The organism is Streptomyces sp. SID3212 (assembly GCF_009865405.1).
Taxonomy (GTDB): Bacteria; Actinomycetota; Actinomycetes; order Streptomycetales; family Streptomycetaceae; genus Streptomyces.
The window spans coordinates 1-13,468 of the sequence record NZ_WWJY01001244.1 but is presented as its reverse complement, the minus strand read 5'-3'; the positions used below and the strand labels follow the sequence as shown (position 1 = coordinate 13,468).

Genomic DNA, 13,468 nt, shown 5'->3' with positions numbered 1-13,468 from the left:
GCTTCATCGGCTGGGGGCTCGCCGTCGCCGAGGCGGTCCTCGACGGCCCGCGCGAGATCGCGGTCGTCGGCCCCTCCTTCGGCCCCGTCGACCCCGCCTCCGGCCCCGCCGGCGACGTACGGGCGGCCGAGCTGCACCGTACGGCCCTGCTGGCGACCGCACCCGGCGCGGTCGTGGCCGCCGGAACGCCCGGCAGCGACGAATTCCCCCTCCTCGCGGACCGGCCGCTGGTCGCGGGACAGGCCGCCGCCTACGTCTGCCGGCACTTCGTCTGCGCCGCCCCGACCACCGAAGTGACCGCGCTCAAAAGCGAGTTGGGGGCATTTGACCGGTAAGCCCCCGGCCGTGGCCGGATTGTGACGCGACGCGAATCGGCCTGAAACGCAGTATTCACCAAAACAGCCCTCCGACCGTCACAGGTCCCCCCTAGTCTCTTCACGAGAGACACAAGGGGTACGCAGGGGGGACCTGCGTCCCAGGGGGTTTGACGGGCAGCCGGCGGCCAAGGGGGGCCTTGCCGCGGTGCGCCCAGGCCGAGGGGGGCCGTGTGGTCACGTCCGTGTTCATTGCCGCCGTTTCACTTGCACTTTTCTGGATGGCCGCGTTCACGCTGTGGTGGCAGATGCATGCCTGGAGAACGCCGGAGACGCTGGCCTCGACCAGCTTCGACCGGCCCGACGGCGGCCGGGCGGGCTCGTTCTCGCTGCTCCTGCCCGCCCGCCACGAACAGGCCGTGCTGGAACAGACCATCAAGCGGTTGCTGGAGTCCAGCCACACCGACTTCGAGATCATCGTCATCGTCGGGCACGACGACCCGGAGACGGCCGAGGTCGCCGAGCGCGCCGCGGCCCGCGACCCCGGCCGGGTCAGGGTCGTCGTCGACACCCACGAGGCGAAGAACAAACCGAAGGCGCTCAACACCGCGCTGCCGTACTGCACCGGCGAGGTCGTCGGGGTCTTCGACGCCGAGGACCAGGTCCACCCCGAGCTGCTCACCCACGTCGACCACGCCTTCCGCACCACCGGCGCCGACGTGGTCCAGGGCGGCGTCCAGCTGATCAACTTCCACTCCAGCTGGTACAGCCTGCGCAACTGCCTCGAATACTTCTTCTGGTTCCGCAGCAGGCTCCACCTGCACGCCCAGAAGGGCTTCATCCCGCTCGGCGGCAACACCGTCTTCGTACGGACCGACGTGCTGCGCGAGGCCGGCGGCTGGGACCCCAACTGCCTTGCCGAGGACTGCGATCTGGGCGTACGGCTCTCCAGCGTCGGCAAGAAGGTCGTCGTCGCGTACGACTCGGACATGGTGACCCGCGAGGAGACCCCGGGCTCCCTGATGTCCCTGCTCAAGCAGCGCACCCGCTGGAACCAGGGCTTCCTCCAGGTCTACCGCAAGAAGGACTGGAAGCAACTCCCCACGGCCGGCCAGCGGATGCTCGCCCGCTACACCCTGATGACCCCGTTCCTCCAGGCGTTCACCGGCGTGATCATCCCGCTCAACGTGGCGATCGCGCTGTTCCTCGACGTATCCGTGGCGATCGCCTTCATCACCTTCCTGCCGCTCGTCACCGCCATGGTCACCTTTGTCTTCGAGGTGGTCGGGCTGCACGACTTCGGCAGGCAGTACGGGCTGCGCGTCCGCTTCTGGCACTACCTGAAGCTCGTCGTCGGCGGCCCCTTCTACCAGGTGCTCCTCGCCGGCGCGGCGATCCGGGCCGTCTACCGCGAGCAGCGGGGACGCAGCGACTGGGAGCTGACCAGTCATGTCGGCGCGCACCTCATCCGAGAGGACGTCCACGCGTGACCTCCACCCTCCCCGCGGTGACGACCGAAACGGCCGTCCCCGCGCAGCGAAGCCCTGCCCCCGGACGACCCGGCGGCGGAAAGCACGACGGCGGCAGAAGGAACAAGCGGCACCTCACGGTCCGTCCCGTGGTGCGGTTCCGGAGCTCGCGGTCCGACCTGCTGCTCTGCGGTGTGCTGCTCGTCGCGATCCTGATCGTCCAGGGCTGGAACATCCAGCACTACCCCACCCTCAGCGACGACGAGGGCACCTACCTCGCCCAGGCCTGGGCGGTCCAGGAGGGCAAGGGCCTCGCCCACTACACGTACTGGTACGACCATCCGCCGCTCGGCTGGATGCAGATCGCGTTCCTGACCTGGCTGCCGGCGCTCGTCTCACCCGAGTCGATGACCGTCGCGCCGATGCGCTTCTCGATGCTGGTCGTCAGCGCCGCCAGCGCCGTACTGCTCTACATACTCGCCCGCCGGCTGTGGCTGCCGCGCTGGGCGGCCGGCCTGGCGATGGTCCTGTTCGGACTGTCCCCGCTGTCCGTGGTGCTCCAGCGGGAGATCTTCCTCGACAACATCGCCGTGATGTGGATGCTGCTGGCGTTCTGCCTCGCGGCCTCGCCCAACCGCCACCTCTGGCACCACTTCGCCGCCGGTCTCGCCGCCGCCGTCGCGGTGCTCACCAAGGAGACCATGCTGGTCATCCTGCCCGCGCTGCTGGTGACGATGTGGCGGCACAGCCATCGCGACACCCGTAAGTTCGCGGTCACGGGAGCCGTCACCGCCTGCGCGCTGATCGGCCTGTCGTACCCCCTCTTCGCCCTGCTCAAGGGGGAGTTGCTGGCGGGCGCCGGGCACGTCTCGCTCTGGGACGGCATCGTCTACCAGATGAGCCGCCCCGGCTCCGGCTTTGTGCTCGACAGCGGTACGGGCTCCAACGGCGTCCTCCGCTCCTGGCTCTACTACGACCGGATCCTGCCGCTCGGCGGGATCGCCGGCGCCGTCCTGCTCATGCTCACCCTGCGCTGGTCCGTCACCGCCCGCGCGCTCGCCGGACCGGCCCTCGCCGTGGTGATCCTCACCCTCGTCGCGCTGCGCCCGACCGGCTACCTGCCCGCGATGTACGTCATCCAGGGGCTGCCGTTCCTCGCCCTGGTGCTGGCGGGCGGCGCCGCGAGCGTCACCCACGCCATCCTGCGCAAACGACGCGGGCCCCAGGAGGGCCGCACGCTGAGCGCCGCCCGCTGGACGGCCCTCGGCGTGCTCGCCGCGACCTCGCTCGTGTACGTCGTACCGCGGTGGTACGACGGCAACCACACGGCGATCACCGCCGACGCCAACGCCCCCTACCGGGCCGCCGCTTCGTGGATGGCGAAGGAGGTACCCGACCCGTCCTCGGCCCGGGTGCTGGTCGACGACGCGCTGTGGCTCGACCTCGTCCACGCCGGGTACGAACCGGGTCTGGGCGCGATCTGGTTCTACAAGGCGGACCTCGACCCCGCCGTGACCAAGACCATGCCGGGAGGGTGGCGCGACCTCGACTACGTCGTCGCCTCCCCGACCGTACGGCGCGACGCCCGCGACCTGCCCAACGTGCGGGACGCCCTCAACCATTCGACCGCCGTCGCCGTCTTCGGCGCGGGCGAGGACCGGATCGAGATCCGGCAGATCGTGGGAGGCAAGCGATGAGCATTCTTCCCCCCGTCGGAGCCGGCGAGCTCGGCGACCCGGAGCTGGAAGCGACGGCCGTGGCCGAGCCCGGAGCCGTCACCGTCATCATCCCGACCTTCAACGAGTCGGGGAACGTACGGGAGTTGCTGCGGCAGCTCACCGACGCCGTCCCCGCCAGACTGCCCTGCGAAGTCCTCTTCGTCGACGACTCGACGGACGACACGCCCGCGGTGATCACCGCCGCCGCGCAGGACTGCCCCTTCCCCGTCAACGTCATCCACCGGGAGACCCCGGACGGCGGACTCGGCGGAGCCGTCGTCGTCGGCCTCAAGGCCGCCGGCTCCGAGTGGATCGTCGTCATGGACGCCGACCTCCAGCACCCGCCCGCGCTCGTCCCCGACCTGGTCGCGGCGGGCGAGCGGGAGTCCGCGGACCTCGTCGTCGCCAGCCGCTACATCGACGGCGGCAGCCGGGCCGGACTGGCCGGCGGCTACCGCGTCGCCGTCTCCCGCGCCGCGACCTGGCTCACCAAGGGCATCTTCCCGGGACGCCTGCGCGGCATCAGCGACCCGATGAGCGGCTTCTTCGCGATCCGGCGCAGCGCCGTCACCTCCGAGGCGCTGCGGCCGCTCGGCTACAAGATCCTGCTGGAGCTGGCCGTACGGTGCAGGCCCGAGCAGCCCACCGAGGTGCCGTTCGTCTTCCGCGACCGGTTCGCCGGCGAGTCCAAGTCGTCCGCCAAGGAGGGCCTGCGCTTCCTGCGCCACCTGGTGGAGCTGCGGACGGCCTCACCGGTCGCCCGGATGCTGGCCTTCGGACTGATCGGGCTGACCGGCTTCGTCCCGAACCTGCTCGCGCTGTCCGGACTGACGGCGGCCGGGCTGCACTACCTGCCGGCCGAGGTGCTGGCCAACCAGTTCGGCGTGATGTGGAACTTCGTCCTCATCGAGGTGCTGCTCTTCCGCAGCCGGCGCGTCCACCGGCACTGGGCGGACCGGGTGGGCCGCTTCGCGCTGCTCGCCAACGCCGACCTGCTGCTGCGCATCCCGCTGATAGCGCTGTTCGTCTCGCAGTTCTCCATGGGCGTGCTGACGGCGACGGCGTGCGCGCTGCTGGCGACGTTCGTCCTGCGGTTCGCGGGGACGGAGGCGCTGGTGTATCTGCCGAAGCGGGAGCGGCGGGGTGCCGGGGCCGGGGCCGGGCGGACCGTCGCGCGGAGCCGGACGGCAGTGGCACGTGCCCGTACGGAGAGGATCAGCCGGTGAGGTTTCCGAGAACGAGCCGTATTCGCAAGGGATTTCGTACGCCTTCCGGCAGCGCGTCGCCTTCCGGCAGCGCGTTCCGTACGCGGCTGAGCAACGGCTTCCGTACGCCCCCGCGCCCCCGGCGCCGTACCGCCCTGCTCGCCGTCGCCGCCCTGACCGCCGGGCTGTTCCTCAGCGCCCAGCAGCCGGCGGCGGCCGGGACGAACCTCATCAAGAACCCTGGCTTCGAGACGGCGGGGACCGGCGGCGACACGATGCCGTACTGCTGGGAGCAGTCCGGCTGGGGCGACAACGACTTCACCTTCGCCACCGTCGCGGACGCCCACTCCGGCACCATGGCCCTCAAGGTCGAGCTGACCCGCCGGGCCGACGGCGACCGCAAGGCGCTGATCACGGAGACGGCGGCGTGCGCCCCGGCCGTGCAGCCCGACAAGCAGTACGACCTCTCGCTCTGGTACAAGTCCACCACCCCCGACGTGTCGGTCACGCTCTTCCGGCACGACACCACGGCCGGCTGGCAGTACTGGACCGACCTCAAAACCCTTGACCTGAGCGCCGGTTACCAGCGCGCGGAGGTCCGTACCCCCGAGATCCCGCCCGGCACCGACCGGATCACCTGGGGTGTCTCCGTGTACGGCACGGGGAGTGTGACCACCGACGACTACGTGATGGAGGAGGTCGCCCCGCCCACCATCGAGCCGACCTGCACCGGCACCACCGTGGAGTGCGCCGACGGCAGATGGGAGGTCCTGCCCACCGACAACCCCGTGCGCTCGATGCATTCGGTGGTCCTCAAGAACGGCAAGGTCCTGCTCATCGCGGGCTCGGGCAACAGCACGGAGAACTTCGAGGCCGGTACGTTCACCTCGGCGGTCTACGACCCCGAGACCGGTACGTACCGTACGATCCCCACCCCCGACGACATGTTCTGCTCCGGCCACGTCCAACTGGCCGACGGCCGGGTGCTGGTGATGAGCGGCAACAAGGGCTACCCGTCGGCGGACGGCACGATCGGCTACCAGGGGCTCAAGGACTCGTACGTCTTCGACCCCGACACGGAGGCGTACACCAGGACCAACGACCTCAACGACGGCCACTGGTACCCGTCCGCGACGGTCATGGGCAACGGTGACGTGCTGTCGTTCGGCGGGCTGCGCGAGGACTCCAGTGGATCGGTCACCGCCGAGCGCTGGTCGGCCGCGCAGAACCAGTGGCTGCCGCTCTGGCAGGTCAACCAGACCTGGTCGTACTGGGGTCTGTACCCGTCGATGATCCTCATGCAGGACGGCCGCCTCTTCTACTCCGGCAGCCATGTCTTCGGCAACGGCACCCCGGGCACCGGATCCGCGGTCTACGACTACGACACGAACACCGTCACGGACATCCCCGGCCTGCGGAACAAGGACGAACGCGACCAGTCGGCCAGCGTGTTGCTGCCGCCCGCGCAGGACCAGCGGGTCCTGACCATCGGCGGCGGCAACATCGACTCCAACCCGGAGGCGAACCGCATCACCGACCTCATCGACCTCAAGGCGCCGAGCCCGCAGTACGTCGCGGGGCCGCCGCTGCCCCAGGGCACGGTCGACCTCGGCGCGGGGCCGCAGCCGCAGACCGGCGACCAGGGCAAGATGTACGGCTCCGCCGTGCTGCTGCCCGACGGCAAGGTGCTGGAGACGGGCGGGGCGCTGCACAACCGCGCCAACCCGGTCTACGAGTCCTCCCTCTTCGACCCCGTGACCAACACCTTCGACCCGGTCACGGCCGACCCGGAGGCGCGCGGCTACCACTCGTCCGCGTTCCTGCTCCCCGACGGCCGCGTCATGACGACGGGCGACAACCCGGGCAACGGCACCTGGAACCACGCCGTTTCGCTCTACACCCCGCCGTACCTGCTCAAGGGCCCGCGCCCGCGGATCACTTCGCTGATCGACACCGAGTGGCTGTACGGCGACACGCAGCGCATCACGGTCGACCGGCCCATCGCCAAGGCGGAGTTGATCCGGCCGGCGGCGGTGACGCACTCGTCGGACCCCAACCAGCGGTTCGTGGACCTGCCGTTGACGGTCGACGGGAACAACATCGACCTGAACGTCACCAGCAACCCGAACCTGGCGCCGCCCGGTTGGTACATGCTGTTCGCGGTCGACGCCAACGGCGTTCCGTCCGTCGCCAAGTGGGTGCACCTGGGCGGCCCGCCGGCGCTCGCCGCGAAGGCGGCGGACTCGGCCCACGTCCACGACTTCGCCGGTGACCTGGCGAAGCCCGCCAAGAAGCCCCAGAAGAAGCGGACTTCGGCGCCGGTGAGCAAGCAGATCGCGGGCTGCGACCGGCACTACGGCTCGGCGAACGTCTGCGTCCCGACGGTCTTCCCCGACACGGTGAAGGCGACGACGAAGGCGCGCTGCGACTGGCTGGCGGCGAACGAGTACGGCCGGCTGAAGGTCAACGGCAAGGACGACCCGCTCAGGCTGGACCCGAACAGGGACGGCCTGGCGTGCGGGAAGGGAGATGTGAAGAGCGTCAGGTCCTGAGGCCGGGACCGGGACAGGGGTCGGGACCGGGGTCGGGGTCGAGACCGAGTCTGCGTCCGAGTCCTGGACCGGTGCGCTCCGAAGTCCCGGGTGTCCGTCACAGCCGCCGCCCCGCGGCTGTGACGGGCATCCGTATCCGTGCGCCGGGGCCAGTTGTTCATGACGGCTTCCACCGGGAGTCGTACGTCCGCCTATGGCCGCGTTCCGGGCACGGTCCTACGATGGGGCGGCGATCGTGATCGCGACGGTGGCTGCGATCGACGGACCGACGGGGGGACCTCGGTGATATGCCCGCACTGCCAGGAGAACGTGCTTTACAAGGAGCGCCCCTCCTACACCTGCTCCAAGTGCCACAAGACGTTCGCCCTGGAGCCCAGGGCCAACTCCTTGCGGCTCCATGACGCCCGCTTCCTGCGCGTGGCCACGAAGCTGACCGACAACGGCCGGTTGAAGGTCACCGAGAGCCAGCTCTGGTTCGCGTTGTCCCGCAGGACACTGGGCTCCGTGCGCGGCCCCAGGAGCGGGGTCCCCTCGGCGATCGGGTGCCTGGCGTTCGGGCTGCCCGTGGGGGGCGGTCTGGGCGTCGCGGGAGTCGCCATCGGTGGTGAGGGGTACATCCTGACCGTGCTCGGCGCGCTCCTCCTCGTGGGCGCCTTCGTCGCGGCGGTGGGGAACGTACGGGACGGCAGGAAGCGGTATGACACGCTCCCGCTGAGCCCCTTCCGCGAACAGGCCTTGGCCCGCTGGAAGTTCGCGTACGGAGAGCTGCCGCCCGGGATCGTGGACGACGCGGTCCTGCACCGCACGGCCCGCCCCGAACAGCCTCGGGCCGCACTCCTCTGCCCGGACCTGGCCGTGGCCTCCTTCCTGGCCGCCAACGGCATTCCGCGGCGGTACGGAGTCGAGATCGCCACCACCGTCCAGGCGCTCCCGGACGACGTGCCCGTCGTCGTGCTGCACGACGCGGGAGCCGTCGGCAGCGTGCGGGTGCTCGCCACCCGTGACGCGCTGCCGGGACGGCGCGTGGTCGACGCGGGTCTGCGCCCGCGCGTGGTCATGAAGGCCCCGGGCGCGGTGGTGGCCCACGGGACCGCCCCCCAGCCGGAGGTCGTCGCCCGGCTGCGAACCGCCGGCGCGCTCACGCCCGAGGAGCTGTTCTGGCTGCTCGACGGCTGGTGGAGCCCGCTGGTCGGCGTGCGGCCCGCGACACTCTTGAAGGCCGTCTCGGCCGTCCTCGAACGGGTCACAGGCCCGGGGGGCGACCCGGACCGGCGCAAGGCCGAGGCGCTGGGCTTTCTGACGTGGCCGGACGCGGGCGCGGCATGACCGGGGCGCGGCATGACCGGGGCGCGGGCGTGACGGGGGCGCGGCATGAGCTTCGTACCGAACCAGGCAAGCTGAACGAAAGGGGACGCTGATGTCCCACATGGACGTCGGCCCCGGCAGGCAGGGGCAGGGGCAGGGACCGCGGAACCGAGCGCGGGGCGGGGTGCGGGACATGGAGCGGCTCGCCCAGCGCCTTCCCTTCGGCGTGGAGGTGTTCCGGCTCGGCGCCGACGGCCGGGTGCTGTTCGCGGACCGGGAAGGGGCGCGGGAGCTGGGCCCGCGTGAGGAGTTCCTGCCGTTCATCGACGACGGGCAATTCGCCCACTACCTCGTGGGTGACGCGCGGACGTCCCCGGAGCGCCCGTCGAACGCCACCTTCAAACTCGGGGTCGTCGGCCCGCGCAGCGCGTTCACCCCGCACGCGCACGGCGGCGAGCACGTCGTCCTCAGCCTCGGCCACGCGTCCTGCGGTCTGTACGACGCCGCGCGCGGCCGGGTCACCGAGATCCGGCTGGTCCCGGGGGCGATGATCCGGATCCCGGAGATGATGCCCCACTCCTTCGCCAACCGGGGCGGGCGCCCGCTGAACATCCTCGCCGCCAACACCGGCTTCGGCATCGACCACGAGGACTACGCGATCACAGCGTCGGAGGCCGAGCGCCGGGCCACCGAGGACATCGTGCGCGAGCCGCGCCGGGCCGTGGGCACTGTCAGCCGCGTAGGGACGGACTTCGGGCTGCTCGCCGCCGCCCTGCGGGACATCGAACGGGTCCAGCGTGTCGAGGGCGTGGGCGCCACCACCGTGCGCGAGCGGCTGGCTGCGGGGCTGCGGCGGGTGGCGTCGGCGCTGGAGGGGCCGCGGTGACGGGGGGAGGAACTGTACGGGGAGGGGGTGGCGCGCCCGGCGTGCGCGGGCGGCTTCTTGGTCGGTCGCTCGACACCGCCGTCGCGCGCGCCGGGGCGCCCGGGCGGATCCTGTTCACAGAGCGGCAGCTGTACTACGAGCTGTGCCGGGTGGTACGTCCCGTCGGCTGGGTCCCGCGCGCGCTCCCGTTCACGCCGGCCCCGCCCGTACCGTACGAACGGTTCGAGGAGGCCCTGGCCCGGCGACGGGGTGAGGCGCCGGGGCTGCTGGGGCTGCTGGGGCCGGATCCTGGGCCCGGATTCGGGGCGCCGGGCGGTGGATCCCCCAAGAGTGGGGTTTTTCCCGAGCCCGGAGCCTTTCCCGGGTCCGATGTGTCCCCCGAGCCCGACCTCTACGACTACGGTCTGCCCCGGCTGCTCGTCTGCCAGAGCCGTTCCGTGGCCCGTATGCTCCTCGCCAACGACCTGCACCTGGAGGCCGCGTGCCCCGTGCTCGCCGCCGACGACCTGCCGCTCGACCCCCGGCTGCTGGCCGGGCTCGCGCGGGTGGAGGGCGCCACGGTCCATGTCCTGCACGACGCGAGCGTGGCCGGGATCGCGCTGACGGCGCGCCTGCGCGCCGACCATCCGGGGGTACGGGTGGCCTCGCTGGGGCTCGTCCCGCGCCACGCGATCGCGATGCGGCTCAACGCGGCGCGCGATCCGGCGCGTTCGCCCGGTGAGGCCGTGCTTTCCGCCGCCCTTCCCGCCGTGCCTCCCGCCGCGCTTCCCGCCGGCCTCGACCGGCACGAGCGGGAGTGGCTGGCGCGGGGGCGTTCGGCCGAGGTGGAGGCCGTGCACCCGGCGCGGCTGCTCCGTACGGTCCAGCGCCTGGTGCGCGGGCCGCGCACGTCCGACCACTCGATGTGGACGGGCCTGCGGGAGCTTCGTACGACGGGGTTCATGACCTGGCCGGCGAACTGACCGCCCCGGCGGCAGACCGGGCGGGCCAACCGAGGACCAGGCGAACGAGGACCAGGCGAACCGAGGACCAGAGACGATGAACCGGCCACGCGAAATCCCTTACAGAGACAGCCTGCTCGCCGACGGCACCGTCTACCGCGTCTACGCGGACACCGACGACGGCGACGACGACGGCGACTTCCGGCGCGGGCGCCAGGAGTGGCGGCGGCGCGACGGCGGCAAGGTGCGCTGGCGCGACAACCACGGCGCCTCCGGCACCGACGAACTCCTCGGCGACCGCATCATCAAACGGGTCCACGAGGACGGGCGGGTGACCTACGGCCGGGACATCGGCTACGGCCGCACGGTCTGGGGCCAGGGCGAGACGGTCATGGTGAACCGGAGCTCCTTCGGCGGGCGCGTCGGCGCCCTGGTCGGCGGACTGGGCCTCGCCACCCTCGCGGTCACGGCTGCCCACTTCCCGCCGGAGAGCCTCACCCCCGAGGAGGAAGAGGAACTGCGGCAGCGGCAGGAGGCAGCGCAGAGTTCGTCGGGCGGGGACTCGGGCGGTGACTCCGGCGCCGGTTACGCGGACACGGGCGACTGGGACTCCGACGACGGCGACGGCTGGAACGACGACGACTTCGGGTGAGCCGAGCAACTCCGAACGCGTCCTGTGGAAAGGCGGGTTCGCGGTGGTCCTCGGGGACGTACAGAACAACGAGCGGAAGAGGTGACCATGGCGCGGTTCTGCGCCTGCCTGGCGGCGGAGCCCGGACGGGCCAGGGACCAACTGGCCGCGATGGGCGTCCCGGTGCGCGACGGCGCGCCCGCGCTGGCGCTGATCGAGGACGAACCGGGTTACGCCACGGGGCCGTTCAGCGCGTACGGGCGTACCGCCGTCGGTGAGGTCACGCTCCACAACCGGCCCGTGCTGTTCGCCGCCCTCGCCGGGGCCGGTGCGCCCGCCCCGCCCGACTGCCCGGACGGCGAACTGCTGTTGCGCTGCTGGGCGCGGCTCGGCCCGGCCGGGATCCTCGCGGCGGAGGGCATGTTCGTGCTCGCCGTGCAGGAGGACGACCAACTCGTCCTGATCCGCGACCAGGTGGGGGCCCGTACCCTCTTCTACGCCCGCGCCGGGGGCTGCTGGGCCGCCTCGACCTCGCTGCGGGCCCTGCGCCGGTGGCCCGCGCTCGGCACGGGCCTCGAACTGGCCGCCGTACGCTCGTTCCTCACCTTCGCCTACCTTCCCGGCGAGGAGACCCTGCTGCGAGGGGTACGGGAGGTGCTGCCCGGCCGCTGTCTGCGGCTCTCTGCCGACGGCTCGGTCGCGGAGGAGCACTACTGGGAGCCGGAGGAGCAACTCGGTCCCGACGGGGCTTCCGGTGAGTCGTACGCCCTGCGGCTGCGGGGGCTGCTGGAGGAGGCGACCGCGATGCGGCTGCCCGAGGCGGAGGCCGTGGGGGTGCTGCTCTCCGGCGGTGTGGACAGTTCGCTGGTGACCGCTCTCGCCGCCAAGCTGCACGCGCACCCCGTGCACACGTACTCCATCAGCTTCGGCGCAGAACTTCCCAACGAACTGGGGTACTCGGGTCTCGTCGCCGCCCACTGCGGGACCCGCCACCGGGTGCTCTCGGTGTCCGGGGACGCGGTCGCCGCGCGTCTCGCGGAGGCGGCGGCCCTGCTCGACAGCCCGGTGGGCGACCCGCTGACCGTACCCAATCTCATGCTGGCCGAGGCCGTGGCGGGCGACGGGCTGCGGGTGGTCCTCAACGGGGAGGGCGGGGACCCGGTGTTCGGCGGCCCGAAGAACCTGCCGATGCTGGTCAACGAGATGCACCGGCGCCAACTGCCGGGCGGGGACGCCGAGGACGCGCGCGAGACGGCGTACCTGCGTTCGTACCGCAAGTGCTTCACCGACCTGCCCGACCTGCTGACCCCCGGCGCGCTGGAGGCCCTGGCCACCGCCCCCGCGCCGCAGCGCTTCGTCACGCCGTACCTGCGGCCCGCGCCCAGGGACGGCCGGATGGACCACCTCCTCAACCAGCTGCTCCACTGCAACCTGCGGACCAAGGGCGCCCACCACATCCTCACCAAGGTCGAACGGCTGACCTCCTCGCAGTCCGTCCAGGGCCGCTCCCCGCTCTTCGACCGCCGCGTGGTGGACCACGCCTTCGCGACGCCGCCCCGGTGGAAACTGAACGGGGCGGTGGAGAAGTGGGTGCTCAAGGAGGCCGTACGGGACCTGCTGCCCGGCACGGTCGTGGACCGGCCCAAGAGCGGCATGCGGGTCCCGGTCCAGCAGTGGCTCGGCGGGCCGCTGCGCGAGCTCGCGGGCGATCTGTTGCTCGGCCGGGAGGCGCGCGCCCGGGGGCTCTTCCGGGAGGACACCGTCCGCGCGTGGATGCGGGGGGAGGGCGCGCTGCTGCCCCGGCAGGGCGGCAAGCTCTGGCTCGTACTGACTCTCGAACTGTGGCTGCGGGCCTACGACATCAGCTGACGGAGGACACGATGGATGCCACTCAGGGCGTTGCGGACGGCGACTTCGCCGAACCGGTCCCGCTGCTCGACCCCCGTACCGGACAGGTACGGGGCAGCTCCGCCGCCGCGCGGCAGCGGCGCGTCGCCGCCGTGGTCGCCGCCGGCCGCCTCGCCCACGCGGGCTGGCGCGCCCTGACGCCGAGGGAACGCTCCCGGCGCCTCGACCGACTCGCGGGCCTGATCGAGGAGCACGCGGAGCGGTACGTCGCCGCCGAACGGGCGGGCACCGGAAAGCCGTTCCACGAGGCGGTCGGCGAGGTGGAGAACGCGGCGGACCTCTTCCGCTTCTACGCCTGGGCGGCGCGCACCCAGTCGTCCCCGGCGGCGGGCGGCCTGGTCGAGGGCCACGAGAGCTGGGTCCGCTGGGAGCCGCTCGGGGTCGCCGCCGTGGTCGTGCCCTGGAACTACCCGCTGATGATGGCCGCTTGGCGCTGCGCCCCCGCCGTCGCCGCCGGGAACGCGGTGGTCGTCAAGCCCGCCGAGACGACCCCCGACTCGCTGCTGCTCCTCGCCGAGCACGCGCGCGAGGCGCTCGGC

The 13,468-nt window shown here is 72.0% G+C and carries 10 protein-coding genes and 1 pseudogene; all 11 read left to right on the top strand.

Features of this window, described 5'->3' with window-relative positions; translation table 11 throughout:
- A pseudogene (locus tag GT042_RS37490) lies at window positions 1–335 on the top strand (hypothetical protein); the annotation flags it as partial.
- 212 nt (window positions 336–547) lie between these two features.
- Window positions 548–1,804: a glycosyltransferase gene (locus tag GT042_RS37485; RefSeq protein ID WP_161313131.1), complete on the top strand. Its 1,257-nt coding sequence runs from the start codon at window positions 548–550 to the stop codon at window positions 1,802–1,804.
- Window positions 1,801–3,480 (top strand): phospholipid carrier-dependent glycosyltransferase, encoded by a 1,680-nt coding sequence (locus tag GT042_RS37480; RefSeq protein WP_161313130.1) that lies wholly within the window; start codon window positions 1,801–1,803, stop codon window positions 3,478–3,480. Before GT042_RS37485 ends, GT042_RS37480 begins: the two co-directional genes overlap by 4 nt.
- Entirely contained in the window at window positions 3,477–4,727 is a 1,251-nt protein-coding gene (locus GT042_RS37475; RefSeq protein WP_161313129.1) for a glycosyltransferase, read from the top strand. Before GT042_RS37480 ends, GT042_RS37475 begins: the two co-directional genes overlap by 4 nt.
- 86 nt (window positions 4,728–4,813) lie before the next feature.
- A complete protein-coding gene (locus GT042_RS37470) occupies window positions 4,814–7,258 on the top strand; it encodes a galactose oxidase-like domain-containing protein (protein ID WP_161313133.1) in 2,445 nt (814 codons plus the stop codon).
- A gap of 309 nt (window positions 7,259–7,567) precedes the next feature.
- Window positions 7,568–8,584 carry a hypothetical protein gene (locus GT042_RS37465; protein WP_161313128.1) on the top strand — a complete coding sequence of 339 codons (1,017 nt, stop codon included), beginning with the start codon at window positions 7,568–7,570 and terminating at the stop codon, window positions 8,582–8,584.
- Window positions 8,585–8,675: 91 nt separating this feature from the next.
- Entirely contained in the window at window positions 8,676–9,449 is a 774-nt protein-coding gene (locus GT042_RS37460) for a cupin domain-containing protein (RefSeq protein ID WP_237531582.1), read from the top strand.
- A 41-nt stretch (window positions 9,450–9,490) separates the two neighbouring features.
- Window positions 9,491–10,411, top strand: a complete 921-nt coding sequence (locus GT042_RS37455; RefSeq protein ID WP_161313127.1) for a hypothetical protein — start codon at window positions 9,491–9,493, stop codon at window positions 10,409–10,411.
- 76 nt (window positions 10,412–10,487) lie between these two features.
- A complete protein-coding gene (locus GT042_RS37450; RefSeq protein ID WP_161313126.1) occupies window positions 10,488–11,042 on the top strand; it encodes a hypothetical protein in 555 nt (184 codons plus the stop codon).
- Between the two features lie 87 nt (window positions 11,043–11,129).
- Window positions 11,130–12,890 (top strand): asparagine synthase-related protein, encoded by a 1,761-nt coding sequence (locus tag GT042_RS37445; protein WP_161313125.1) that lies wholly within the window; start codon window positions 11,130–11,132, stop codon window positions 12,888–12,890.
- An 11-nt stretch (window positions 12,891–12,901) separates the two neighbouring features.
- A partial coding sequence (locus GT042_RS37440; RefSeq protein ID WP_161313124.1) for an aldehyde dehydrogenase family protein occupies window positions 12,902–13,468 on the top strand: 567 nt, incomplete at its 3' end.